This is a genomic window from Escherichia sp. MOD1-EC6021 (assembly GCF_002965245.1).
Classification (GTDB): Bacteria; Pseudomonadota; Gammaproteobacteria; order Enterobacterales; family Enterobacteriaceae; genus Escherichia; species Escherichia coli_F.
This window is the reverse complement of record NZ_PTRU01000024.1, coordinates 1-26,056: the sequence shown is the minus strand read 5'-3', so window position 1 is coordinate 26,056 and position 26,056 is coordinate 1. Positions and strand designations below refer to the sequence as shown.

The window sequence follows — 26,056 nt, the reverse complement described above, 5'->3', positions numbered from 1 at the left end:
TGCCGTAGAATTACCGCCCTCATTAAGAGTCACCAAGGTGGTTAACCACAAACCCCGCATCGGTAAGCCATCCGTTGCGTTTACATGGGACAGAGTAAAAAATTGAATAAACAACCGAGTTCGCTTTCACCGCTGGTGCAATTGGCGGGAATTCGCAAATGCTTTGATGGTAAAGAGGTCATTCCCCAGCTGGATCTGACTATCAACAATGGCGAGTTCCTCACGCTGCTTGGCCCTTCTGGCTGCGGTAAAACAACCGTTCTTCGCCTGATTGCAGGTCTGGAAACTGTTGATTCCGGACGCATCATGCTGGATAACGAGGACATCACCCACGTTCCGGCGGAAAACCGCTATGTGAACACTGTTTTCCAAAGCTACGCACTTTTCCCCCACATGACCGTGTTCGAAAATGTGGCCTTTGGGTTGCGCATGCAAAAAACCCCCGCAGCTGAAATTACGCCCCGCGTGATGGAAGCCCTGCGGATGGTGCAGCTGGAAACCTTCGCTCAACGTAAACCGCATCAGCTTTCTGGTGGTCAACAGCAACGCGTCGCCATTGCTCGCGCGGTGGTTAACAAGCCTCGTCTGTTGTTGCTGGATGAGTCGCTCTCAGCGCTGGATTACAAACTGCGTAAACAGATGCAGAACGAGCTGAAAGCGCTACAGCGTAAGCTTGGCATTACATTCGTCTTCGTGACTCACGACCAGGAAGAAGCACTCACCATGTCGGACAGGATTGTGGTGATGCGCGATGGTCGCATTGAGCAAGACGGCACGCCGCGTGAAATCTACGAAGAGCCGAAAAACCTGTTTGTTGCTGGGTTTATCGGTGAAATCAATATGTTTAATGCCACGGTCATCGAACGTCTCGACGAGCAGCGCGTACGCGCCAACGTTGAAGGCCGCGAGTGTAATATCTACGTTAACTTCGGCGTTGAACCGGGGCAAAAACTGCATGTTCTGCTGCGCCCGGAAGACTTACGTGTTGAAGAGATTAACGACGACAACCACGCTGAAGGGCTGATTGGTTACGTTCGCGAGCGTAACTACAAAGGTATGACGCTGGAGTCGGTTGTTGAACTGGAAAATGGCAAGATGGTGATGGTCAGCGAATTCTTCAATGAAGACGATCCTGACTTTGACCACTCTCTCGACCAAAAAATGGCCATTAATTGGGTAGAAAGCTGGGAGGTCGTACTGGCTGATGAAGAACACAAGTAAGTTCCAGAATGTAGTGATTGTCACTATTGTCGGTTGGCTTGTGTTGTTTGTCTTTCTGCCCAACCTGATGATCATTGGCACCAGCTTTTTGACCCGCGACGACGCCAGTTTCGTCAAAATGGTCTTTACGCTGGATAACTACACGCGTCTGCTCGATCCGCTTTATTTTGAAGTGCTATTGCACTCGCTGAATATGGCGCTGATCGCCACCCTCGCCTGCCTGGTGCTGGGCTATCCTTTTGCCTGGTTTCTGGCGAAGCTGCCACACAAGGTGCGTCCGCTGCTGCTGTTTCTGCTGATTGTTCCGTTCTGGACCAACTCATTGATTCGTATTTACGGGCTGAAAATTTTCCTCAGCACCAAAGGCTATCTCAACGAGTTTTTGCTCTGGCTGGGCGTTATCGATACACCAATTCGCATCATGTTCACGCCTAGTGCGGTGATTATCGGTCTGGTTTACATTCTGCTGCCGTTTATGGTGATGCCGCTGTACTCCAGTATCGAAAAACTGGATAAGCCGTTGCTTGAGGCGGCGCGCGATCTCGGTGCCAGCAAGTTGCAGACCTTCATCCGCATCATTATCCCACTGACGATGCCGGGAATTATTGCCGGATGTCTGCTGGTAATGCTGCCAGCGATGGGCCTGTTCTATGTGTCCGACCTGATGGGCGGTGCGAAAAACCTGCTGATCGGTAACGTCATCAAGGTACAGTTCCTCAATATTCGTGACTGGCCGTTTGGTGCAGCCACCAGCATTACGCTGACTATCGTAATGGGCCTGATGTTGCTGGTTTACTGGCGCGCTTCTCGTCTGCTGAATAAGAAGGCAACCGAAATAGATGATTAGTGCTGAATATTCAAAGAGTTAATAGCAAATTTGGCATGCTTTTTACTTTTGCGTAAAAAGCATGCCTCTATCCATAAAATCAAATAGTTATAATCTAATTTTGGAGAATGTTTTTTTCAGCGCCCTTTGATCTGATCGCTGAAAAAACAACAAATAGTATAAAAATGAACAATCCGAATCCATGCATGACGTGTGGTGCCTGTTGTGCATTTTTCCGCGTCTCTTTTTACTGGGCAGAAGCTGACGATGCTGGCGGAAAGGTTCCGGTCAGTCTCACTGAGCAAATATCCCCCTTTCATCGCTGTATGCGCGGCACAAGTCAGAAAAATCCCCGATGTGTCGCTCTGGCGGGAACTCCGGGTGAAAACGCATATTGCTCTGTTTACAAAAACCGTCCGTCCACATGCCGGGAATTCGCAATGTCCGGAGAAAATGGCATCGCGAATGAAGCATGCAACCGCGCCCGGGCAAAATACGGACTTCCGGAAATCTGAAAAATCATCCATATCAACAGGATGCACGAAAAATGAGATTTCCGTCACTTCCGGAATTAACTTTTCCGTGGCAGTATTCGTCCGGCATAGTGTATACCTTCACAATAATGACATAATCAACGCAGTTCATGGGGGAGGTGATGGTCCCCCATCTTTTTGTCTGTTATTCCTGTGCCCAGCCAACCCTGTATGCCAGGATCTCATCCGCACTGCTCAGCGATTCCAGGTCCTTCTTCATGGTGCGCTGGCGAATGTGGATTTCCATCCCTTTAGTGAACATCGCCTGCTCTGCCGCTTCACTCAGCGCAATAAGCTCTTCTGCTGTCACCTGTACATCATTGTTTTCCGCATCCGTCCAGAAAAACGCCTCCGGCAGTTTCCCCGCTTTCGCTGCCGCCACCGATGGCTCAAGGCGCGTCTGCGTTGACTTTCCGTAGTCCCATTTCCGGCCATTGTGGTCAAACGTGTAGTTCGCCGCCTCCATCGCATTACGCCACGCGTTTATTTCATCGCCCTTCATCCCGCGCGCTTTCTCCGCGGTCAGAGTATCAACGACTTTTTCCCCGTCAAACTTCCAGCGCCCGGAGATATCAGCTTTGCGGTTTTCTTCTGTATCCTCAACCTCCACCACACTCTGTCCCACTGGCCACAGCATCGACACATCCTTACTGATACTCGTGATTATGCCTTCGCTGTCATAAACCAGCTTCAGCGTATCCGCCTTAAATGACGACTGGCTTTCATACCAGTCACGGCCATCCTCTGCCTTCAGGTACATTGCCCCCGGAACATCCGACTTCTCAGGAGTATAACGTTGCAGATTTTTAAGATTCATTTCTTCTCCTCATACGAATATTCAGGACGGGGTACCCGTTTAAGCTTTCCGCACCCGGGAAAATCATGTTATTCATGTTTCACCGTAACCCACTGGCTGCCATCGTGAACCTGAAGGAAGCCGTAAGTGACAGCAGTGACACAGGCTTCCCCTAAATTGCCGTTCGTCAGTGATACCTGAGCCGTCCTGATATTCAGAATCACAGCGCCATCAGGGGCTGCATTTTCCCCATGCGCACCGCCATAAAAAGAGGGGAAAACGACTGTGCTGGAGGTGACTTCTGTTTTCTCGCTGATACGCACTCTGTTCGCCTGTGAATCTGCGCCATCCTTCCCTGCGGGGCCCGTCGGCCCGGTATCACCTTTCGGCCCCCGCTCACCGGCAGGGCCTGCCGGGCCGGGGTCACCTTTATCCCCTTTTTCCCCTTGTGGTCCTCTGGGGCCGGTAGCACCCTGTGGACCTCGATCACCAGGCTCGCCTTTTTCCCCCTTAGGACCGACGCTACCTGTTGGCCCCGGAGGTCCAGGTATACCCTGTGGACCAGCCGGACCTGTATCGCCTCTCTCCCCTGCCACACCCTGCAATCCTTGCGGCCCTCTCTCTCCGGCAGGTCCCCTCGGACCTGCCGGGCCCTGAGGCCCCGGCTCCCCTCTGGGGCCAGTGTCACCTTTTGGTCCCGGAGGTCCTCCTGGATCTCCCGGCTCTCCTTTTTCGCCTCTGGCTCCGGTTTCACCCCGCGGGCCCGCAGGGCCAGCAGGCCCCTGAATACCCGCCTCTCCTTGCGGTCCCACGGGTCCGGTTTCACCCCGTGGCCCCTGTACCCCCTGTGGGCCTGCCTCACCACGCTCACCCTTTGGCCCACGCTCGCCGGTATCGCCTTTTGGCCCGGGAATACCCTGTGGCCCCGTGTCTCCCTTATCACCCTTCGGTCCCCGCGCATTCTCTGCCCGTTTCTTCGCTTCCTCTGCACTCGCCGCTGACGCTTCCGCACGTTTCAGGATTTCCGCGGCCACCGCTTCCAGCTCTGCAAGGGCTTTCGGGTAATACTGTGCGTCCTCCAGGTCCATCAGAAATTTATTCAGCGTTCCCGGTGCAGACTCCGCCTTCACCAGAATGTCACCCACATATGACGGCGCGTACCCTTCCGTGTTCAGCGTCACCCGGTACAACCCCGGCTCAACATCCATACTGTAACTGCCGGTTTCCCCCGGCTGACCATACGCCACCGTGGTGACAATCACCGTCTCCGTTGTGCGGCGCGCTTTCAGCTCTATCGTGCATCCCGGTACCGGCTTACCGGCCCCGTCCTTCAGCACACCCGATATTCTGACTGCCATGGATTTCCTCCATAAAAAAACCGCAGGACCGGTTTCCCGGCCTGCGGTAAATTTGTGATTTATTGATGTTAAAAAGGTGCCATCCGGCTGATCACCCTCAGCAACCGGTCGGCGGGAAAGGTACACTCCTCCGCCACGGTTTCTTACCGCTTACACTGTAAGAACGCCGCAATCTCCGCGCCCGCTATCCGGAACCGGAACTCGCACAGTGAACTGTGGTTGATCCAGATAATGAGCACTACCGTGATACAAATCACGGTGGTTTTTAACGGTTTTTGCGACATAACGCTTGCTCCTTTTACGGAGAGGCGCTAACCTTTCACTTGCTTAGGATGAATGGTCAGGCCTCGGGTTAAACATGAATGTTTTGTCCGGGGCCTTTTCACATCAGGCCTTCAGGTGTTCCCTCCGGCCATCAGCCAAAGGCACCCGCGCATACTGTACGGTTTTTGTCTCCTTCCGGCAATCCCGGGGCGCGATGTTCAGCGGATGCTGATCCCCGCGCTGTTTTTCTTCACCACTATCGCCTGAAGGTTACTGATACGTGAACTGCCCCAACTGTTATTCTGACGCCGTGAGCTCACGGTAAAACTCAGGGTGATATGACCACCGCCAGCTGGCATATCGATGATCCCGCTGAAAATTCCCGGCTCTGCCACTGACCTGCCTGAATAAATCCGGCGTCCGTTCTGATCAACATGCAGGAAGCACTCTGTCCAGATGTCATTACTGGTGCGGGATTCCTGTTTTGACCCGACATAGATTATCGGCGGGATTATAATCTGCCGGTCAAAGCTGTGATCGTCATACACCGTCAGCGTTAGTGTACCGTTCGCAAGGTGACTACCATCCACCGGAAAAGCCACCCCGGCACATTTCACCAGATCACCAATAATGTTCTCCGCTTTCAGCGTGCCATTTATCGTGCAGTTCTCCGCTATCACGACATTATTCAGCGTGCCCGAGTTCGCACTGATATGTCCGCTGATGTCCGCATTGCGGGCCGTCAGCCTGCCCTCCGGCGTCAGGGAGAACGTCGGGGGATTGCCGGACGAGGTGATGCTCACTGCAAACAGTCGCTTCAGGAACACGTCGTTCATAAACAGCTGATTCCCCTGCGCCACAAACAGCGGCGTGGTGTTGCCGTTCTCCGGGGTAATCATCGCAATACGGTCCGCCTGCAGCAGAATATTGCTCAGCGTCTGGCCATCAGCATCCTCAATCCCCGCACCAATACCGGCAACATACGGAATGCCGTTTTTCGTTTTCTGTACCTTCAGCATGTACAGCGCTGCCAGCTCATCATTCGTGTCTGACTGGACCTGCTGTATCTGCTGTATGGTGGCGCTCTGGTCTTCCAGCTTTTTATCCGTGGTCGAGGTGATTTCACTCCCTTTGTCATCCACGTACTGGCGGACCTGCGCTATCTGCCTGGCGTTTTCCTCCGTGCTCTGGCTGACGGTCTGTGTGATTTCACTGCTCACCCGGTCCACCTGCTGACTCACCTGCGCGATGGCCAGCGTCTGGTCCTCATTCTTTTTCGCAACCAGCTGCGTGAGGCTGTTTTCCGCCTCCCCGATTTTTCGGGTCACTTCCGCAACATCCGTCTCCAGTCGCTGGCGGATGTCTTCTTCCAGTTGCGTGACCTCAGTACGCAGGGCTGACGCATCAATACGCTCTTTCAGTGCCTTCCCCAGCAGCGCCTCATCTATCAGCCCACGGAAAATTTCCAGATACCCTTCACCATCATTGCTGGCCTGCCCGCTGGCCTCCACAAACGCAGATTTCCCCACCAGGTTGACGCTGCGCACATAAAACCAGAAATCCTTCCCGGGCTTAATGTGCGGGCCGGAGACGCTCCACTGGCTGCCGGTACCCAGATAACGGGCAGAGGTTTCCACCTGTGCCGTGTCCGTGATGCGTTTTTCTGAGAACCAGAATTCATACTGTACCGTCGGGTCATACACCGCAGGATGCGGGACCACCGTTATCTGAAAATAGCCCGGCGTCAGTTCAATGCTGGCCGGTGCCGCCGGTGCATTAATCCGGAATGTGGTGGTGGCAGGTTCGCCCTGCTGGCCGTAGCTGTTTATCGCCCTGACCGTCAGGGTGTATTCCCCGAGCGGCAGGCCACTGAAACGGTACTCCGTGTCCGCCGTGATGGCGCTGGTCACCAGGCGGCTGTTCTCACCACTGCCACTGGTCAGGCGCAGACTGAAGCGCACGCCCTTCACCACCCGCGGCGTGTCCCATTTCGCCAGCGCCAGATACTGGCCGTCTGAGGCACTCACCTCCACCGTGAGGTGCTGCACTGCCGGCGGGATGACGCTGTTCAGTGAGCCGGACATCGGCTCAAAGCGGGCCCCGTTATCCACAATGGCTTCTTTTTCCGGCACATGCTGCACCGCCGTGATGGCAAAGGTGCCGTCCGTGTTTTCCCGGATGGAAACACAGCGGAACAGGCGACGACGCAGTGACGGCAGGGAGAGTCCCCACACACCGTATGTCGCCACGCCATCAGGCAGGACGCTGACCTGTATCCGGTCAGGGGCGGGGTGTGCAGTGATGTCCACGCGCACCGGCTTACCGCTGCCGTTAATCAGGTTCACCGTCGATGTACCTGCTTCCGGCAGTGTCACCTCACGGTCCAGCGTCAGTGTGCGGCTGGCGGCATCGATGGACAGGATGCGTCCGCCGGTCAGGGTCCCGGCATAGTCGTTATCACAGATTTCAATGATGTCACCGGGTGTGTGCCGCAGCCCCTGAGACCCGAGCGTGAAATCCACCGTCTGCGTTTCCAGCAGTTCGGTCTTTATCACCCACAGTCCGGCACGGTGGGCCTGACCGCGGCTGGTACAGCCGAACGCATCCATCTTCAGCAGGTTGCGCCCGTAGCGCAGGATGGCGTCCGGGTCTTCCACCAGTTCAGTGGAGGTCTGCCAGCCGTTCTGCGGGTCGGTGTAATTCACCTCCACCGCCGTGTGCCGGTCCTTCAGGGCACTGAAGCTGTAGCGGAACCCCACGCCGTTATCATCCACCACCACATCGCTGTTGGTGTACGGCCACACCACATCCGACGGACGGTCCTGAACGAACGTCAGCGTCTGGCCGTTCCATACCGGCATACAGCGCATCGCCGAGCAGAAATCCCCCAGGACATCCCACACCTTACGCTGCTGTGACAGGTACGCATTAAAGGTCATCCGCGGCTCTGTGCCCCCGAAACCATCCGGAACCGTCTGGTCGCAGTACTGCCCGATGGCATACAGAGCCCACTTGTCCACATCCGCGGCCCCCAGGCGTTTTCCCATCCCGTAGCGCGGGTGGGTCAGCATGTCCCACAGGCACCAGGCCGGGTTATTGCTGTATGCCGGTTTCAGACTCCCGTCCCAGATACCGCTGTAGGTGCGTTTTTCCGGGTCATAGTTTGACGGCACCTGAATGATGCGGCCGCGGATATGGTAGTTCACCACCATCTGCTGGCCACCGAACTGCTCCGCATCCACCTGCAGCCCCACAATGGCCGTGTTCGGGTAGCACTGTTTCACATCGATGATTTCGGTGTATGACGACCACAGCGTTCTGTTCTGCAGCTGGTCCGTGGTACTGTCCGCCGTCACCCTGACCACCCGGATGTTAAAGGGGCGCTCAGGGAGATTATTCAGAATCACCGACGTCAGGTACTGCGAGGTGGTCTTGCCGTTAATAGTGACATCCTTCTCCGTCACCCAGTTACCGTTACGCTCAAGCTGAATCAGCAGCCGGACAGAAGAGGGATTACGGTCACCCTTTGAGCTGGTCTCCACCAGTGACTGCACCCCGAAGGTGACCCGCAGACGGTCAATGTTCGCTGACGTGATGGTGCGCGTCACCGGCTTTGCCTTCGTCACCTCCACACCCAGTGCGGTTTCCGCCCCGGAGGACTCAAAGCCTTCCGGCGGTGTCTGCTCCTGCTCCCCGGCACGCCAGACGGCGGTCACACCGTGTATCACGGGATTACCGTCCGTGTCCGTCAGGGGGGTTTTGTTCACCAGAATACTCTGCAGTCCCTTCACCGGGCCTTCCACCGGTCCCTCACCGATGGCATCAATCACGCTCATCATCTGCGTTGACTTGAGATTGTCCTTCGCCTCACGCGGTGTGTGCCCCTTGCCGCCCCCTTTACCCACTCTGTCCCCCTCTCCTGTCTGATGTCTGAATCTGTTTATGCCCAAAAACAACAGGCACCCCGGAGGGTGCCTGTGTCATGACGGAATAAAATTTCTGAAATTCTTCACATTTCTGCAAATTGCCTGTAGCCGCAATAATGACGCTGCGTTACTTTTTTGATGCCTGAAAAATAACTCCATAACGTTAATCTTCATCGTTCTCTCCCGCAGCTCCGCTGACTCTGCGGGATTTTTTTATTTTCATCCCCGCCCGATAACCACCACTTTCCCGTCACCGCCCTCATCACGGGTGCTGATGTCCTGGGATATCCGTCGTGAACCAACCAGCATTTCACCGTAAGGCACCGGCATCGGGTTACCCTGGGCAATCATGTTGTCCAGTGACGAAAAATACGTGTTCTGTTTACCGTTATCCGTGCTTTTGTACTCCGGCGTCTTTGCCTTCGGGGCCAGCATCTGGGCCACACCACCCAGTATCATGCTGGCACCCAGTGAGAACAGCATCGTGGTGGCAGTCAGCCCTCCGGCACTCAGGGCTGCGCCCCACAACGCCATCGTTGCACCGGCGGTGAAGAAAGAGCCCACGATGGCTGCTGCCCCCAGCACCACCTGAAAAACACCATTTCCCCCGGCTCCGGCCAGTCGCGGCACAATGTGGATGACCGCTCCCTCACCCAGTTGTTCGTGAAGACGGGCATACACCGCCTCCGGCGCGGTATCCTCACCGGCAATACGTATCTGGTACCAGCCTTCGTTCATCTGACAGCGAAAGCCCGGCATCTGCATCGACAGGGCGCGAATGGCTTCCGCTGCCGTGTTCACATACAGGCTGAGGCGGCGGCCAAATCGTTGCAAATCCCCGTGAAGGCAGATGCGTGCCAGTGGCGGTGACGCCAGACAGAATGCGTTCGTCGTTGCCATTTTTCGGAATACCTCTCCCGTTTACTCAGTTGTTCAGGCAGATGGTGAAGCAGCTCACCGTTGCCGCAGTAAATGGCGGCATGGTTCGGTACCGAAGCACCAAAGCAGCACAGCAGAATATCGCCCGCCTGTGCAGAGGACAGGGGCACCCGGTAAAAGCCGGTGACCGCCATATTGTCCAGGTAAAGGTTCTGACCGTTGCGCCACCAGTCATCCTCGCGATGAAAATCCGGCATTTCAGTCCCCGCCAGATGGTATGCATCCCGGAACAGGGTGTAACAGTCCGTCACCCCGTGCTCAAAGCGCCGTCCCGTCAGGTGCGGCACGCAGCGGAATTTGTGAATGTCACCCCGGCAGACCAGCCACCAGGGCAGTGCGCTTTTTATCTGCAGCCGCCGGTCAGCCTCGCTCAGCCAGGGCAGCCCACCGGGATGACTGTGGACCAGTGCCACAATCTCCCCCTGCATCTCTGCCCGCAGCCAGTCTTCCGGTGCGATACGAAAATACGCCTCCGGCTCTGCAGAAATATTCACACAAGGGATATACCACTCCCCCTCCGGCGTGCTTATCACGAAGCCGCACGACTCCGCAGGCGCACACCGCCGGGCATGCGCCAGAATCGCTGATTCAGTCTGTGTCATAAACCGGGATTTACTGCGAAAGTTTATTAATGGAAAGGAAACCGCCGAAATTAGCCACCATGCCGCGCATCTCACACCCGCGCATGCATTTACTGCATCTGTCCTTCCGGATATCCGTGGTGGGGTTGTCGAACTCATCCGCCACTGCCGGACCGTTATACCCGCATTCATCGCCCCGGTAATCCCACATACAGGTGTTCGCCAGCATGATGCGACCGGGAAACAGCGCACCGTCCGTCTCCGTCGGTGTCGCCAGCACAAACGAGGCCGTCATGGCCGTCAGCGCTGACATCTGCTCCACCACCCACCGGTCCGTCAGCTCCTGCTCCGGGTCGGCCTCCGGATTGCCTGCCACAAAGTTCACCGCATCCAGAAAACGCGCATACACCCGGCGACGGACCACCGTGGCACCCACCAGGCTCTGCAAATCCTCCGCCATCCCGGTGACAAGGCCGAAAAGATTGGACACTGTCAGCGACGGGCGGGCACTGCTGCCCTTTCCGTTCATCTCAAAGCCACTCCCCTCAATCGGGTACGCCTGATATTCACGCCCCTGCCAGGTCACCGGCTCCCCTTTTTCATTCAGCTCATTGCAGAAAAAATACCGCTCACCGCCCTGCACTGTCAGGTCGATTTCCCAGAGCACCACCCGCGGTGACTGCTCTGACTTAACCAGCTCGTTCAGGCTTTCTTCGTGAATATCCTGCATCAGTTCACCACCTGCTTAAACTCCGCGCTGAACTCAACGCGCAACATCCCGACCCGCGCAGACCACCCGGCACAGGTCACCTTTATCTGCCGGTATGCATAGGGTGGCTTCCACAAAAATGCCTTCCAGCCACCGTGCTCTGCCAGGAACGCTTCCAGATGCCGGGCCTCCTCCCGGGTCACGGAAAGCGTCACCCTGTATGTTTTCAGGTCAGCATTCAGCCCTGCCGCCATACGCTGTGAGTACCCGTCACCAAAACGCACTTCACGCACCGATGGCTGCGAGTTCACCTCCATATCCGGCTTCACTTTCCAGCGAAAGGTTTTCATCCACCGCTCCCTGATAACATACCGCCATCACGCAACTGCAGCCGGAGTTCATCCTGTGCCCCCTTGCGGGCCATCTCATACACCGCTTTCATCAGCTGCGGCCCTGCCCGCCCGTTGGGGCCGTCGTTCTGAATCACCACGTGATTGTTCTGATTAAAATTAATGCCTTCCGCCCGCCGCATCTGCGCCGGACTTCCGGCACCGCCGACATAACCACCTTCCGCATAGCCCCGCATCAGGCGGTACAGATTGCCGACACCAATCCGGCTGGTCGCCTCCTTCGTGAAGACAAACTCCCCGCGATGAACAATCCCCGCAGGTTCATATTTACCCCCCGTCCCCGTAAATCCCCCGGTCGCGAAATGGAAGTTCGCCGCCGCAGCCTGAATGGCCGTCCCCGTGGAGGCAGACGCACCACCACCGAAAGCACCGCCAATGGCGCTGCCGATACTCCCGACTATCCCCACCATCGCCTGCTTCAGAAAAATCTCTGTCAGCATGGACAGCACAGAACGGGTGAAACCACGCCAGTTCTGTTCGCTGCCAGTCAGCATCGCTGCCATATTCTGTGCAATACCGTCAAAGGTCTGCGTGGCCGCGTTTTTAACCTGCGAAAAACTGTCCGTCGCACTTTCCGCCCACTCGCCCCAGCCGGACTTCATCCCGGCCATCCAGCTTCCACGAAGCTGCTCCTCCGCAGACCAGGTGTTCTTCAGTGCAGATGTGGCCTTCGCCAGCGCAGCCGGATTATCACCGTACACCTCACGAAGGCGCTGCTCTTCCGACTCCCGCTGCGCCTGACGGTCGGTGAGTCCGCGGGCTTTTGCGCTGATTGCCGCCTGCTTCGCGCTCTGCTGCTGTTCAAACCGCGCCGCCTGCTGTGCCAGCTCATTCAGCCGTTTCTGGTGTTCAATCTTGTCGCCCAGCTCAGCCAGCTGGCGTTTGTACTCCAGCGTTTCTTTCTCATGGGCCAGCAGGGATTTTTCCTGCTCAGATAACTGCCGTTTCGTGGCGGCCTCTTTCAGGACCACATACTGATTTTCCGCTTCCCATAAATCCCGGCGCTGCTGGCTGATTTTCTCATTCACACCGCTGTGTTTTTCCAGCGTCCTGAGCTCGGTTTCAAGCGCCAGCATGGCTGCATGCGCCCGGTCTTCCTGGCGCTCACCGGCAGACACCTTCACACCTGACGGCTTTTTCAGCGTCGATTCATAATCCTTTTTTGCCGACGCCATCAGCGTGTTGTAATCCGCCTGCAGGATTTTTCCGTCTTTCAGGGCCTTATTCAGCTCTTTCTGACGGGCGGTATATTTATCCAGCGGCGTCTGCAGGCGCTCATACGCCTTCTGTGCCTCTCCGGTATACTTCAGCTGTGACGCCTCACGCTCAGCCCGGTCCCTTGCCGCCAGTTCACCGGCTTTTTCCATATCCGACTGCAGCGTGGCCGCTGCCAGACCCAGACGGGCATTTTCCCGGTCATCCCATGCCCCCTGAAGGTTCGCACGAAAAGAGGAGGTCTTTCCCCGGCGCTGGCTCCGGCTCTGGTACCACTGCCATTTTTTATCCGCCTCATCAAATGCCTTCTGCGCACTGGCGAGCATATCCGCTGAGGATTCAGGACGACCGATATCCAGAATGGCATCCCACATCGATTTGAATGCCTTCCCTGTTTTATCCGCCCAGGTCTCCAGTGTTCCCATGTTTTCTTTCAGGCGACGGGTCTGCTCATCAAAGCCTTTCGTGGCGATATCGTTCGCCGCCTGCAATGCCCCGGCCTCGTCTCCGGAACGCTGCAGCTGTGCAACATACGCAATCTGCTCTGCCGTCACGTTACGGAACTGGCGCGCCATCGCCATCAGTCCCGACGTCGGGTCAGTGGTCAGCTTCCCGAAGGCTTCAGCGACTTTATCCACCTCCACACCGGATGCAGACGCAAAACGCGCGACACTCTGGTTGATGGCATCAAACTGTTCACCACCACGCACACCGGCATTCACCAGGGCTGCCAGTGACTCTCTCGCCTGGTTAAACGTCAGCCCTGCTGCCTGCCCGGCTCTTGAGAGAGTCAGCATACGATCGGCAGTCAGTCCGGACTGATTACCGGAAAGAACCAGGGTTTTATTAAACGCTGAAAGCGTGGAATCCCCCTGGTACCAGGCGTACGCCAGCGCACCTGTCGCGGCGACCAGTGATGTGATCCCGACGGCAGGTAGCGAGACGGCTCCCGCCAGTCCCCGGAACATCGGGATAAGACCACCGAACGAGTCTTTCACCTGACCGCCCTGTTGCAGCAGGATCAGCCAGGGATTCTGACCACCTGCAAGCTGCGTGGCGATATCCGTAAACTGTGCGGGCAGGGTTCGCATGGCCGCTTTATACTGCCCGACGGAAATCCCGGCTTTTTGTGCAGCCAGCGCCTGGCGGCTCAGGCCCTGTTCAACAGCACTGGCGGTTTTTCTGGCGTCGGTATCCAGACCTGAAAAATGACGCCTTACCCGGCTCATCTGCTCATCGAAACGGACAGCATCCAGACTCAGGTCAATAACAAGATCACCAACCGGCTGGGACATATCTCACACCTCCCGGAATCCCCGCTGAAGCCATCATTAATGCGGCATCATCCACCATGACATCCGCCACATCCGCAGACGATAAAATATCGCGCCCTCCGTCCCCACCGAACCGGACGCCTCCGGCAAGTCCTGCCGCTTTCTGCATCAGCATTTTGTCCTCATCCGGCCTCTCCACCTGCTCTTCCTCATGCCGGGGGACAAGCAGACTGAAATCAGAGGGATGCATATCCGGATCGCAAAAAAACAGGCTGAGTACAGCGTACGTCAGCCCGGAAAAATGCATATCCAGCTGGGTATCCTGAAAATAATGCGTGCGGTAAAAACGGTGCCAGTCGGCATATTCGGTGGATGTCATCCCGGCAAGCATGGCGCGCCAGTCGGGTCTCCCCATCTCACGCGCCAGTCTGAGGGCAAAGTTCAGCTCGCCGTCGAAGACTTTCCCGCAGAAAAATCATCATCAGTCAGCGTGTTATTTTTCGCCACTTCAGTAATATCAGTATCCGGACGAACAGCTTCGATCATCCCGGACAGGCACAACACCATGTCTTCCGCCCGGGCAATGGCATCGGCAGGCCAGGTGGTGAGCACTTCCTGCTCTATCTTCATCACGGCCTCATTCATTGACGGTGACTGCGTTTTCTGTGGATGGTTATGCCACAGGGACATCGCCACCAGAAACGCGCCGGTTCTGACGAGATCTTCCACGCTTACCTGCAGGTTGCCGCAGGATTCTGCCTGTTCTGCACGCCGTTTCAGGAGGGCAAGATGCTCGATACGCTGCAGCGCAGACAATTCGGAAAGCGTGACAGACACACCGTTATATTCAAATTGTTCTGTTTTCAGAAACATGTATTACCTCCGTTTACCCTGCAGCGCCCGCTTCAGTAACGGTGACTTCAGCCACTGCGGCGAACTGACCATTTCCGCTCACCACAGGGATCTGCACCTTACCTGTCGCCACGCCGTTTACCGTAATTGTCATATCTTTCACACTAATGGTGGCTTTCGACGGATCGGCGGAAACCGCTCTGAACGTCTTGTCGGTTGCACTTTCCGGCTCAAAAGAAACCGTCAGGGTGGTTGTTTTCCCTTTTGCCACCGTACCGGATGTAGGCGTCACCTTAATCGCACTGACCGGCGTAATTTTGCTGCGTTCTTCCGCTACAGAAGGTTTACCCACGTTAGTGACTTTCACCGTGCGGGTGATCACTTCTTTCGCCGTCACGGCCTTACCGATACTGCTGACCCAGCCACGAAACACATCCACCGTGCCATTCGGAAAACGGATTTTATAGGCCCGGACATCGCCGCTTTCAAACCAGCCTATAAGCCCTTTCTGACCTTCCTCTCCCGGTTTCCAGGCCAGCGTAAAACTGGTATCACCTGCAGATTTCTGCCCCTGCCCGGTCGCGGTCCAGTCTGCGTCTTCATCATCCAGGTAGTTATCATCGTAGGATTCTGCCGTCATCTCGCCCGGCGTCAGATCCTTCACCTTAGCCAGTCGCTGCCAGTCAGCGTCTGACAACGGGTTTGCATAAGCATCACCCTTGCCGTTGTAAACCCACAGAGTGGTACCGGCACCTTTTACTGGCTCCAGGGGATTTGGTGTTGCCATATCGTCCTCACATCTCGTATGTAATGGAATAAGTCAGATCTGCAGAGCTCCATAACGCCATATCGTCATCACGACGATACTCATAGCCCTGCGTAACCATCGTGGTAATCAGTCCTGCCAGTGCAGGGATCGCAGTCATCGCCGGATAAATCCGGCTTTCCATCCACTGATCGAGCTCCGAATCAGGTACCTGTGCCGGTAAAAACACCTCAATATGCAGTGTGGCCCGCCAGGTATCTGCATCCAGCTCTTCACCGGTATACTCTGCATCCGTCAGATAAACCGCGATCGCAGGAAAATCCTCTTCGTCAAAAACAACGGGGCGACCATCAAACAGCGTCGCCCCGTGTTCATGCTGCTCGAGTGCATCCAGCACTGCGGCACGAATGTCAGTGTGTTTCATCGTTTTATCGCAATCCTCAGTTGTTGTTTCAGCGCGTATGCCAGTTCTTTAGGCAGGCGTTCACGCCGGATACGGTCAACATTCTCATCAAATGCCTGTTTCAGTGGGGCCGCCATCGGGATTTTCACCACCTGAATGGGAAGGCGATTACGCTTTTTCCTTCCCTTGTCGTCATTGCCCTCCTCATATCTGGCCTGGGGAAGACGTTGCATAACATGCAAGCGCCCATTATTTAATCGCTGGATAAATGCCCGCTGATAACGATGCTGACCGGCTTTGAGTATGCTGTTCGGACGACGCCCCAGCATTCTGATCCCCAGCTTAATCACAGGGAGATCACCGCGGTTAACGATAATTCTGGCATTCGGATTTCTGACCGTCGCCCGTTTCAGTCTGGACCGTTCCTTTACCAGTTTCCGTCTCACCCTGGTTTCCCGGGCAACCTGTGACGAAGACTGATTAATCGCCGTTGTGGCCACGCGGTTAATGGTCATTGCAGAAGCAGCCGGAATGGCGTTTTTACGAACCCGGCTCAGATTGTCAATCGCCTGATCAAGCCCTTTTATCGCCATAATTCACCCTGCGTTTATCGTCGCCGGTTAACTGCGGGTGGTTGCCCACGGTTGAGCCAGAGATAACAGCTACCCCCGTCATCCGGAGAAACACGATCCACCCAGAATGTCTCACCATTAATGGTCAGCGTGTCACCACGCCGCACGGCACGAACCGTATCCGTCCGCACAAATAATGACGGGCTGCTTCCTTCAATACGGACCCCGCTACCGGCAAACCCCAGCGACTCCGGATCGTCAAAAACCCCCTGAACTTCGCTGCCACACTGTGCCCCCGAGGTGAACTGCGCACAGAGCCCCATCACTTCAACAATCGTTCTGTCCACCCCGGCAAGGGCAGCATCAAAGGAATTCTCAAAATCACGCATAAACGGCCATTCCGCTCCTAACCATGTCTTTTGCCACTGAGGGGGGCATCAGAATTACTCTGCCAGCATCAACATGCTCAACAGGCTCACCTGTTTTATCGTCAACACCGCACAGGTAAAAACACTTCAGAAGCCTGATACGTTCCAGAATACCAACGTCATCCTCACCGGTGTGCCTGCATGCCTGCTCATGAACGGTATCATCAACATCTGCGATTTCATTTTCCGAGGCGCAAACCTCCTCTTCCCACTCTGCCACACGCTGTGCGATATCCGCAGCACTCCCCGACATATCCGCCTCGCGCCCCAGCAGACCAGCCAGTTCACGAAGACGTTTCTGATTTTCTTCTTTTGTTGCCATATCCAGCTCCCTGTGAAAAAAACACGGGGGCATTTCGCCCCCGCTCACGGATTATTTCACCTGTACCACCACAAACTCATCCGGATCCGGCAGCACCATCAGCGGCGCGGACTGCGTCATGGTGAATTCACAGGACGGATCGCCCACGGTCAGCCAGTGTTTCGGGTAACGGGAAGAAGCCACCACTCCTTCAGACAACGCCTGTGCATCCTTAATGGCTCCATAGCAACGAATCCCCTCTGCTGCCGTATTCCCCAGCACCAGCGTGCCCTCCGGCAGATAACGTTTTTCGGTACCGTCCTCTGCCACATAAGACGTTTTCGCTACCACAATGGCCAGATCGCCGTAATACCCCTTGAAGGATACCACTGCGCCCAGATCTTTCACTGCCGTTTCGAGTTGTGAATTTGAACCGCGACGGGTATCCATTTTTTCGCGGAAAAGCTTAAAGCCATTCAGCAGACGCCAGACGGTACCGTCCATAATGGCAATATTCACAAGACCACTGGCCTGATCACAGAAAAGGTCGATATCATATGTCGGGTCGAACGTGTCACGATCCTGTTTTGACCACTCCTTACCGCTACCTTGTATGATGTTATTCTTCGTCGATCGGCCAAAATCGACTTCAATTTTCTCGAACTGGTCTCCTTCCATCGTATATTTGCCATACAGCACGGCATTCACCGCCTGCATTTCTTCCACCTGCACAATAGCGTGCTCTTCCTGTTTGAGGTTATCAGTGATGATACGCAGACGACGGTAGGCCGGGTCGTTCAGCTGAGCCGGATCTTCACCGGGAAGGCGCTCAACCGCCTGCTGGTAATTAAATTCGTGTTTCGGCTTGACGTAGCCCGGACGCAACACGCGGGTTTCACCACCACGATGGCGCAGCACTTTTCCTTCAACGATCGGGGAGACATAGGCCGCCACCGGCGTTTTTCCGGTAATTTTGTCCAGCATCACCTCTTCGGTGTGGAAATTCACCGTACGGCGGAAAAACAGCTCCAGAAATAGCGCACGGAATTTAACTTTTTGTTCGGTATAACCGAGTAACTGGCGGGTCGTAAACAATCCCATAAATCAGTTCCTTTCATTCAGAAATCAGTCAGGCCACCATGGTGGCCTGATAACGTGTTACGGCAGAGCCGCGTGACTCAGGGCTGTGCCGGCAAAGGCATTTGCCTTTTTGTGTTCATCCACACTGTCAGGCCAGCGGATTGCCTCCGTCGCAAAGGTCCCCGACTTGTAATAGGTCAGCACCGTCTCTGTGCCTTCAAGCGGCAGTACCAGTATGCCAACCGCACTACCGGCTTTCTGTCCATCCCAGACCACCAGTTTCCCGGTGGCTTCATCCAGCATCAGGGGCGTCAGAGCCGGTGTTGCAGAAGAAATCCCGCTGCTGCCTGTGGCGGTATGAGCCGGATCATTACCAGCAAAAATACGTACTTCCGCACGCTGTTCAGTGATGGTTTTCGTCACCATTTTGTTAAAACCTCATATTGATGGTCAGCACTGACTTCATGGCATGGCCATGAGCATTTTCACGTCCGCATCACCGTCTGCTGACGTCTGTGACACGCCACCCCGCACCGCTGCCGGTGAATGATTCGCCATGAAATGTTCAAACAGGGCGGTTGTGGATGCAGAGACCGGTTCGGCCTTACCTGATCCCGCAGCCAGCACAGCCCGGGCGTTCTCCACGGTCATTCCCGGGCAGGCCGCCAGTTTTTCAGCCTGCGCTTCTGCCCCTTTTGCCTCATCCAGGGCCATGATCTGATCACGAAGTGAGGGCCCGGCATCCGCCAGTGGTGCAGCCGCCAGGATCGGGCGGGCTTTTTCCACCGTCATCTCCGGCATCGCCGCCAGCGTTGCCGCCAGTTGTTCACGACCGTTCGCTTCTTCACACGCCATAATGCGATCGGCTTCACTCTGCGCGGATGCCACCGGCTGCTGCGGTGCCGCCGCGGCCAGAATCGCCCGGGCCTGTTCAACGCTCATGCCCTGTTGCCCTGCCAGCATCGTGGCAAGCTGTTCACGTCCTTTCGCTTCCTGGCATGTCAGGATCCCCATCACTCGCTGGTTCTCCTGCACGGCGGCTTCCGTTGCAGTTAATTGCGGCATAGTGCCTCCTCTGACATTACTGTTCAGCGCCGTGGCCATCACACTGATGGCATCCGACGCATTGATTAATTCATCCGCCAGCCCGGCCTCAATGCCGGACTGACCTTCAAAAACGGCGGCCTCTGTTCCCGTGACCGCATCCACAGACAACCCGGTATACATCGCCACTTTTTCGGCAAACATCCGGTGCGCCGCATCAATCCGCTGCTGCATATCCTGGCGAACCTCTGCCGGCAACGCTTCAAACTGATTGCCATCCACCTTGTGCGCCCCGGCATAAATCAGCGTGATATCCACACCGGCCTGCGCCAGATGACCGGCATAGCTGACATGGCTCATCATCACGCCAATGGAGCCGATACGGGATGTCTGGGTAACCAGCCGTCGGGAGCAGGCCGACGCCAGCAGCATGGCTGCAGAACAGGCCGTGTCATTGCACAGTGCCCAGACCGGCTTCTGCTGACGGAGGCGGTAAATCATGTCAGCGCAGTCAAACGCGCCGGCGGCCTGCCCGCCCGGACTGTCAATGTCCAGCAGTACGCCCTGCACCTGGCTATCCGCCATTGCCTGCTGAAGACAGGCGACAATACCGTCATAGCCTGTCATTCCGGAAAATGGCCGCATACCACCCAGCCGGTGCACCAGCGTGCCGGTCACCGGCAGTACAGCAATACCGTTCACCACCCGGTAAACACGGGCCGGTCGTTTACCTCCGGCCATGTACTCATCCGTTTCAGCCAGCATTCCGGGAGCATCAAGCTGTACCTGCTGTTGTGGTACCGAAAGACTTGCTGCCCTCATCTCGCGCCCGAGCGCGCAAAAGAAAACCCGCGCATAGGCGGGCTCCAGAAGCAGCGGTTCATTGAATGCTGCGGCAATAATGTGTGAAAGATTACGTCTCACGTGGTGTTGTCTCCTCTTCCGGCCTGCGACTCTCCGCTATCTGATGCTGATACGCCTGCGCTATCCACACCGGGCGTGAGAGTCCGGCTTTTTCCCGCTCTGCAGATTCCCTGACCTGCTGGCGGAAAATGTCCTGATAATCCTCGCCCATCAGCGCCAGCTCTTTCTCATACGTGCTCAGTCCGGCCTCAATGCGCATCACTGATTCCTGGACTTCCTTGAGCCCGTCAATGGCCATTCTTCCGGCACCAATCCACTCTGCCCGTGACCAGGCTGATCGCGCCTGATAAAAATCAAAACGTGCCCGTGGCGGACGAATAATCCCCCGAAGAAGTGCCTCTTCCAGCCAGCAGGAAAATATCTGCGTGGCCAGTCGGGCCGCAATAAATTTTCGCCGCCCCATAAAATAGCGCCACGACTCATTGGCGGAGGCGCGGGCACTTGAGTAACTGACCTTCGAGTAATCACGGGACAACTGTTCGTAGGAAACGCCAAGACCGGCGGCGATATACCGCAGCAGCGCCTGTTCAAGCGCCGAAAATCCATTGTCTGAATCCTGCGCTGTCTGCAGTTTCAGATCATCACCAGGGAAAAGGTGCGGAATTTTGACACCGCCCAGCGTCACGTGATTCGTGTCATACCAGCTGGAGAACTTCTCCAGAATATTAATAAGCGGATTATCCTTCTGCCCCTGCGGCGCACCGGCGATATATTCAAAGGCCTTTTCGGTATCCAGTTCACTTTCAATTGTCGCTGCATACATGGCCTTGACAATGGCCGACTGAAGCTGTGTTGCCTGCAGGGAATCGAGCATCTTCAGCCGTTCCATGACGCTGTAAAACTGATTGGCCCCACGGGTCTGCCCGTCCTCCACCGGCTCGAAAATATGCAGCATGGCCGGACGCCCGGTGGGAAGTTCACGCGGGATCCGTTCCCATCGTCCACTCCCGGAGCGAGGAAAATCATCCTCACAGATATGGTACGCAACGGCACGCCCATATCGATCGACCTCCACCCCGGCCCGCAGAAAACGGTTCCCGATACCGTGTCCTGGCGTGTCCACCCGTTTCGGACTCACGGCTTTAAAACGCGTACGAAACAGTTGCGTGCTCTCCGTATCCCAGACCGGCTGCACAAAGATTTCGCCGTTAAACGCATGAACGCCCACACCTTCACGGATAAATTCCGTAAACGTGCGTTTCCCTTCCACGTCGATCTCACCAAACATCCCTTCTGCGTATTCTGACCAGGCCGCCTCCACCTCATCGACAAAACTTTTTGCCGCAGTCTCCCGCATCCCCAGCCAGCGCCAGTTCGGACGGTAGCTGATCAGAAACATATGCCCGACAATATGATCCTTATGCAGGGCCACCGCATTAGCCGCTATTCCGTTATTGCGCACCAGATCATCTGCCCGGGCATTCCCCAGACGCAACGCAGGCAGCAGGGCCGCATCGGCACTCTGCGAGGGTGGCAACCACTCCGCCATTTGCCCGCCAAATCCTGCGCCGCCCCCGTTGTAGCTGAGGCTCTCCCGAAGCGGAACGCCGTTCACATCAATCAGGACAGGCGTTCGTTTCATAACCTCACTCCCAGTGGACGACGGCGACGGCGGGTTGTCCCCAGTACCGACTCAGCATCATTGATCGCCCGGTTAAGCTCATCCAGAGAGGCCGCCGTATATTCAATTCTGCGACCATCTTTCTGGACAGACACCACCCGTTTACCGGTTAATAAATCAAGGCGCGCCTGACGCAGCGCCTGCAGTTCAGCGACTGTAACCATTCACTCCTCCGGACAGCTTCGCTGCCAGTTCTTTAAGGGTTGGCCGGGTCGTCTCTTCTTCCCGGGATTTTGCCAGTACAGCCAGATCAAGCTGCCAGCGTTGCACGGACACACGTAATGCCGCGTAGGCATACACCAGGCAGTCCAGCGCTTCGTTACGCCGCTTTTTGTTATCCCACAGCAGACGCATCTTTCCTTTTTCCCACTTCTCCACAAGCTCTTCCGCGACCAGTTGCTGCGCCTCTGTCTGCGAAAAAATCTCCGGATCATCAGGAAAACGGATGGCATACGACGTGGCTTCATCCGCAGGCGTGGGCTCGGCTTTCATACGGGCATAGAGAATTTCTTTTGCGGTGTCCGTCCCCACTTCACACAGATAAACGCCCCGCTGATTGCGGTTTTTTGGCATGGTGATCACCGGCTTGCCATAGACAGATGCGCCTTTTACCGGCAGTACCCGGAAAACACCGTGTTTTTTTGACCTCTGATAAACGATTTCGCCATCGATCCCCCCGGTGTCCCAGCAGACACGGGAAATGGTCATTTCGGTGCCATCCGCATGGCGGTATTTTTTGTTGATCGCCGCATCCACACGTAACAGCGTCTCTTCCTCATCAGGACGTCCCATAATGATGATTTTATCCACCAGAAAGGCTTCCTCTCCCGGAGCCCATCCCCAGACATACATCTCAAAACGGTTTCGCTGCGAGTCAATGCCCGCCGTCAGATAAACCACCCGGGCTGGCACCGCCGCCGTGTAATGCACGACCTTATCCATCAGTACCTGGTGATCGAGTTTTTCGCCCACGGCCTCTTCCCAGGTCTCGCCCAGCGTGGTGTTCACAAAGGTTTTCAGGCCGTTGGGATCTTTCAGTGCATCCAGCCAGTCATAGACTATCTGTACCCAGGTGGTGAACGGACTGTACGCCGTCCAGATATGGAACGTGATGGATCGCGGCGGCGGAATTTCATTATCCGCGGCGCTGAAAAACGTCAGACCGTCACGGGTCCCCATCCCCGTGTTTTCACAGATCCACCGCCCGTTGCTCTGGTCAAGCTCAGACTGATGGATCACGCAGCCATGATGTTCACAGAGGTAGAAAACGCTTTCGGGGCTGTCCTTCTCCCATTTAAGGCCAAAAGGCGTGGATTCATCGCCAAATTTCAGATACTGCGCCTCCCCACAGTGTGGGCAGGGCACATAAAAACGCATGAAATGCGCCGACTCGTTGGCCGCTTTTTCGATCTGGCAGGTGCCTTTGATTTTAGGCGTCGAGCCGCGAATGGATTTGGGCCATACAGAGCCCTCAATACGTTTATCCCCAAGCAGGGTTGGCGAACCCTCTTTTTCGACATCCGGTTCGAACGAGGAAAGTTCGTCATAGCAGACCACGTCCACGGATTTTTCACGGTAGTTTTTAGCGGCAGCCCCGCCCAGGCACCAGAAACCCACGCCCGATGAAAAACGTTTCAGCGTGAGGGTATTATCACGATGTTTACGACCCAGCCATGGGGAAAGGTCTTTCAGGCATGGCACATCCCGAATCGTCGCCTCCACGTGAGACTTCATAAAATCTTCAGCGGCAGAATCCGTGGGCTGAAAAAGCAGACTGTTTCGTGATTTATGCTCAATAAAATACCCGACCACCCCCAGCAACATCTTTGTATAGCCAACACGGGCAGATTTAATCAGGTTAACCGTGCGAACCTGGTCGTTACCCATACAGTTCATAATGGCGACCTGGAACGGCAGCGTTTTCCATTCTCCGTCACCGTATGAGGATTCTTTAGGCAGATAATAATTTTGATCAGCCCATTCAACTGGCGTCACCGGCAATGCCCTTATCAGGGGCTGTAATGCTGTTGTGACAGCACTCATCATATTATTCAGTTGTTGCTCTGATATATTCATCGAGTAAATCCGGTAATTTATCCCCTGCCCGCGCACACTGATTTGCCCCCTTCGCAATAAGGGTTTTCAGATGGTCAAGATGGCGCGGTGTTAAATCAGGAAACTGTCGTTGCATGGATAAAGGGATGGAATCAAGCGTACTGGATAACGCCATTGCCAGCTTGCTGAGGGCAAAAATACAGAACCCGGTGTCAATAAGTTTTCCTTTTGACACCTCATTTTTTAACTGCTGTGTAACAGCTTGTTCTGCTGTCAGTTCCCATCTGGCAATAAGCAATTTCTCCTCATAGTCGTCTTCGCTATCGCCATCAGGCACATCGTTTTTACTTCTTCTCAGATACGATATGTAAAAATCGCGCCAGGCATCCAGATCCAGTTGCCCTCGCTTATTCGATATCGGGGCACCCGGCAATTTCTGCAATCTGCGAAGCTGGCGATCGGTCAGACTTAAATGCCTGGCAACTTCAGTCTGCGTAGCCACTCCTCACCTCGCAAAAACTCTCACCTCACAATCACAACAAAACCGGCCATGTCCGGTTTACATGTCTGTTTTTTGTTCATGTCCGGTTCACAGAAGACCTGTTTTTATATTTTTCATATAGTTAACTTGAAGAGAAACCGGACATGGATCCCGGAAAATTTTCATAAATAGCGAAAACGCGCGAGGTCGCCGCCCCGTAACGGCCCGGATCGCCGGAAAGGACCCACGAAATGATAATGATTATCATCTATATAAGGTTTATCACAACATGTGTGTACGCCATCAAACCACGAGAAATAATCAATTATGACGCAGGTATCGTATTGATTGATCTGCATCAAATTAACGTAAAAGCAACTTCAGATAATACAAATCAGCAACACTGAATATGGGGAAACATTATGTCATCAAAGAACAGAACCCGCAGAACAACAACCCGCAACATCCGATTTCCAAACCAGATGATTGAACAAATTAACATCGCTCTTGATCTGAAAGGTTCAGGAAACTTTTCAGCGTGGGTTATTGAAGCCTGCAGGAGAAGGCTGGCAACAGATGCAACGCATCTGCGCCCGGCCAGCATGAAAAATAACGAGAAATGAACGTTCGGTTACAGGAGCAGGTACCCACTGTCCTCCAACAATATTTCATCTTCATATCCGACGGAACAAGACTTACCCTGCCGGGATGTACAGAATAACAACAGAGTGATAATTAATTTCTGATGAAATAATCAGGGTGCAGAAGGACTAAAGATAAACGTTTTCTTCACGCCTTTACACGGCCTGTCCTTCTCAAATCGCCATTTTGCCATCGCCTTTACAACCTGCTCATCAAACAAATGGTGCGGCTCTGAACGGATAAACTCAATTCGGGTGACAGTACCATCAGCACCAATATCAAACTTCACATCAACCCGTCCCTTTATATAATTTGCCGCTGCATAGGCCGGATATTGTGGTAATGCCTTAACCAACTGTCGGGGCATATCTGTTTTATGTTGCGTACAGCCCATAACCAGAGAAGACAACAAAATAATTAACGGAAGGTTTCTTTTCATTTTCATTCCCGGCACAGATAAGAATAAGTCTTATTCTAACAATGCCACCCTGTAGGTCATCAATCCTCTGCTTAATGGCAACGACAATTATCCGACTTAAATCACAAATCAGACACATGACATAACAGAGCTTGCGAGGTAACACATCGTCCGGTTTCTTCCACCATCGCACCGGACCAGCGACCATGAGGGGACAACGCCGCGCTCCGTTAACGCGGTAAACCCCGGTGTGTATCGTTTTTGATTATCCCCGCACACTCGCGCAGAGGAGTCTCCCGGTCGGGCTGCGGTCTCTGTTAATGCGGGGATACGGCGACAATGCGTATTTTCATGAAAGGAGATCACTCAATAACTTCCATCGAGATCGGGTAATAACATTTGAACAGATCGCTGAAT

At 55.0% G+C, this 26,056-nt stretch carries 28 protein-coding genes; 4 read left to right on the top strand and 24 right to left on the bottom strand.

Annotated features, from left to right (window positions below):
• Window positions 1-84: 84 nt before the first annotated feature.
• The 3 genes from potA to BEB54_RS21505 all read left to right on the top strand — a co-directional run bounded on the left by potA (window position 85) and on the right by BEB54_RS21505 (window position 2,562).
• Window positions 85-1,221 (top strand): spermidine/putrescine ABC transporter ATP-binding protein PotA, encoded by a 1,137-nt coding sequence (gene potA, locus BEB54_RS21515; RefSeq protein ID WP_000531596.1) that lies wholly within the window; start codon window positions 85-87, stop codon window positions 1,219-1,221.
• Window positions 1,205-2,068, top strand: a complete 864-nt coding sequence (gene potB, locus BEB54_RS21510) for a spermidine/putrescine ABC transporter permease PotB (protein ID WP_000799399.1) — start codon at window positions 1,205-1,207, stop codon at window positions 2,066-2,068. Before potA ends, potB begins: the two co-directional genes overlap by 17 nt.
• Before the next feature lie 164 nt (window positions 2,069-2,232).
• Window positions 2,233-2,562: a YkgJ family cysteine cluster protein gene (locus BEB54_RS21505; protein ID WP_022581964.1), complete on the top strand. Its 330-nt coding sequence runs from the start codon at window positions 2,233-2,235 to the stop codon at window positions 2,560-2,562.
• A 163-nt stretch (window positions 2,563-2,725) separates the two neighbouring features.
• On the opposite strand, the gene BEB54_RS21500 is transcribed toward BEB54_RS21505, so the two are convergent.
• The 23 genes from BEB54_RS21500 to BEB54_RS21390 form a co-directional block, all read right to left on the bottom strand.
• Window positions 2,726-3,397, bottom strand: a complete 672-nt coding sequence (locus BEB54_RS21500) for a DUF4376 domain-containing protein (protein WP_063104076.1) — start codon at window positions 3,395-3,397, stop codon at window positions 2,726-2,728.
• Window positions 3,398-3,465: 68 nt separating this feature from the next.
• Window positions 3,466-4,734, bottom strand: coding sequence for a prophage tail fiber N-terminal domain-containing protein (locus tag BEB54_RS21495; RefSeq protein WP_050939614.1), 1,269 nt, complete (start codon window positions 4,732-4,734; stop codon window positions 3,466-3,468).
• Window positions 4,735-4,877: 143 nt separating this feature from the next.
• Complete coding sequence (locus BEB54_RS21490; RefSeq protein ID WP_062878246.1) at window positions 4,878-5,018, bottom strand: Hok/Gef family protein; 141 nt, start codon at window positions 5,016-5,018, stop codon at window positions 4,878-4,880.
• 198 nt (window positions 5,019-5,216) lie between these two features.
• Window positions 5,217-8,903, bottom strand: a complete 3,687-nt coding sequence (gpJ, locus tag BEB54_RS21485; RefSeq protein ID WP_063104075.1) for a phage attachment tail tip protein J — start codon at window positions 8,901-8,903, stop codon at window positions 5,217-5,219.
• Window positions 8,904-9,143: 240 nt separating this feature from the next.
• Complete coding sequence (locus BEB54_RS21480) at window positions 9,144-9,725, bottom strand: tail assembly protein (protein WP_236943377.1); 582 nt, start codon at window positions 9,723-9,725, stop codon at window positions 9,144-9,146.
• The gene (locus BEB54_RS21475; RefSeq protein WP_001405642.1) at window positions 9,722-10,465 is read right to left on the bottom strand and encodes a C40 family peptidase; all 744 of its coding nucleotides are present in this window, start codon (window positions 10,463-10,465) and stop codon (window positions 9,722-9,724) included. The genes BEB54_RS21480 and BEB54_RS21475 overlap by 4 nt, the downstream gene beginning before the upstream one ends.
• 10 nt (window positions 10,466-10,475) lie before the next feature.
• Window positions 10,476-11,174: a phage minor tail protein L gene (locus BEB54_RS21470; RefSeq protein WP_063104030.1), complete on the bottom strand. Its 699-nt coding sequence runs from the start codon at window positions 11,172-11,174 to the stop codon at window positions 10,476-10,478.
• Window positions 11,174-11,503, bottom strand: a complete 330-nt coding sequence (locus tag BEB54_RS21465) for a phage tail protein (RefSeq protein WP_000847298.1) — start codon at window positions 11,501-11,503, stop codon at window positions 11,174-11,176. The genes BEB54_RS21470 and BEB54_RS21465 overlap by 1 nt, the downstream gene beginning before the upstream one ends.
• Window positions 11,500-14,073: a phage tail tape measure protein gene (locus tag BEB54_RS21460; protein WP_097516822.1), complete on the bottom strand. Its 2,574-nt coding sequence runs from the start codon at window positions 14,071-14,073 to the stop codon at window positions 11,500-11,502. The genes BEB54_RS21465 and BEB54_RS21460 overlap by 4 nt, the downstream gene beginning before the upstream one ends.
• The gene (locus BEB54_RS21455) at window positions 14,054-14,467 is read right to left on the bottom strand and encodes a phage tail assembly protein T (protein WP_000533402.1); all 414 of its coding nucleotides are present in this window, start codon (window positions 14,465-14,467) and stop codon (window positions 14,054-14,056) included. The genes BEB54_RS21460 and BEB54_RS21455 overlap by 20 nt, the downstream gene beginning before the upstream one ends.
• A gap of 26 nt (window positions 14,468-14,493) precedes the next feature.
• Window positions 14,494-14,925, bottom strand: a complete 432-nt coding sequence (gene gpG / locus BEB54_RS21450) for a phage tail assembly chaperone G (protein WP_105282271.1) — start codon at window positions 14,923-14,925, stop codon at window positions 14,494-14,496.
• Window positions 14,926-14,938: 13 nt separating this feature from the next.
• Entirely contained in the window at window positions 14,939-15,691 is a 753-nt protein-coding gene (locus BEB54_RS21445) for a phage tail protein (RefSeq protein WP_000235046.1), read from the bottom strand.
• A 7-nt stretch (window positions 15,692-15,698) separates the two neighbouring features.
• Window positions 15,699-16,094 (bottom strand): phage minor tail U family protein, encoded by a 396-nt coding sequence (locus tag BEB54_RS21440; RefSeq protein WP_000683079.1) that lies wholly within the window; start codon window positions 16,092-16,094, stop codon window positions 15,699-15,701.
• Window positions 16,091-16,666: a phage tail protein gene (locus tag BEB54_RS21435; RefSeq protein WP_062878229.1), complete on the bottom strand. Its 576-nt coding sequence runs from the start codon at window positions 16,664-16,666 to the stop codon at window positions 16,091-16,093. Before BEB54_RS21435 ends, BEB54_RS21440 begins: the two co-directional genes overlap by 4 nt.
• 14 nt (window positions 16,667-16,680) lie before the next feature.
• Window positions 16,681-17,034: a head-tail joining protein gene (locus BEB54_RS21430; protein WP_001204198.1), complete on the bottom strand. Its 354-nt coding sequence runs from the start codon at window positions 17,032-17,034 to the stop codon at window positions 16,681-16,683.
• Window positions 17,027-17,395: a DNA-packaging protein FI gene (gpFI, locus tag BEB54_RS21425; RefSeq protein ID WP_000201509.1), complete on the bottom strand. Its 369-nt coding sequence runs from the start codon at window positions 17,393-17,395 to the stop codon at window positions 17,027-17,029. Before gpFI ends, BEB54_RS21430 begins: the two co-directional genes overlap by 8 nt.
• 51 nt (window positions 17,396-17,446) lie before the next feature.
• A complete protein-coding gene (locus BEB54_RS21420; RefSeq protein ID WP_000522596.1) occupies window positions 17,447-18,475 on the bottom strand; it encodes a major capsid protein in 1,029 nt (342 codons plus the stop codon).
• Between the two features lie 57 nt (window positions 18,476-18,532).
• Window positions 18,533-18,880: a head decoration protein gene (locus BEB54_RS21415; RefSeq protein WP_000256823.1), complete on the bottom strand. Its 348-nt coding sequence runs from the start codon at window positions 18,878-18,880 to the stop codon at window positions 18,533-18,535.
• A 36-nt stretch (window positions 18,881-18,916) separates the two neighbouring features.
• Window positions 18,917-20,422, bottom strand: coding sequence for a S49 family peptidase (locus BEB54_RS21410; RefSeq protein WP_097516823.1), 1,506 nt, complete (start codon window positions 20,420-20,422; stop codon window positions 18,917-18,919).
• Window positions 20,412-22,004 carry a phage portal protein gene (locus BEB54_RS21405; protein ID WP_032285154.1) on the bottom strand — a complete coding sequence of 531 codons (1,593 nt, stop codon included), beginning with the start codon at window positions 22,002-22,004 and terminating at the stop codon, window positions 20,412-20,414. The genes BEB54_RS21410 and BEB54_RS21405 overlap by 11 nt, the downstream gene beginning before the upstream one ends.
• Window positions 22,001-22,207 carry a phage head-tail joining protein gene (locus BEB54_RS21400; protein WP_000259002.1) on the bottom strand — a complete coding sequence of 69 codons (207 nt, stop codon included), beginning with the start codon at window positions 22,205-22,207 and terminating at the stop codon, window positions 22,001-22,003. Before BEB54_RS21400 ends, BEB54_RS21405 begins: the two co-directional genes overlap by 4 nt.
• Entirely contained in the window at window positions 22,191-24,119 is a 1,929-nt protein-coding gene (locus BEB54_RS21395) for a phage terminase large subunit family protein (protein ID WP_032285152.1), read from the bottom strand. The genes BEB54_RS21400 and BEB54_RS21395 overlap by 17 nt, the downstream gene beginning before the upstream one ends.
• Complete coding sequence (locus BEB54_RS21390; protein WP_000235436.1) at window positions 24,091-24,600, bottom strand: terminase small subunit; 510 nt, start codon at window positions 24,598-24,600, stop codon at window positions 24,091-24,093. The genes BEB54_RS21395 and BEB54_RS21390 overlap by 29 nt, the downstream gene beginning before the upstream one ends.
• Before the next feature lie 401 nt (window positions 24,601-25,001).
• Between BEB54_RS21390 and BEB54_RS21385 the strand changes: the two genes are divergently transcribed.
• A complete protein-coding gene (locus tag BEB54_RS21385; RefSeq protein ID WP_024258772.1) occupies window positions 25,002-25,202 on the top strand; it encodes a YlcI/YnfO family protein in 201 nt (66 codons plus the stop codon).
• 131 nt (window positions 25,203-25,333) lie between these two features.
• On the opposite strand, the gene BEB54_RS21380 is transcribed toward BEB54_RS21385, so the two are convergent.
• Window positions 25,334-25,660 carry a TonB family protein gene (locus BEB54_RS21380; RefSeq protein ID WP_000828068.1) on the bottom strand — a complete coding sequence of 109 codons (327 nt, stop codon included), beginning with the start codon at window positions 25,658-25,660 and terminating at the stop codon, window positions 25,334-25,336.
• Between the last annotated feature and the right edge of the window lie 396 nt (window positions 25,661-26,056).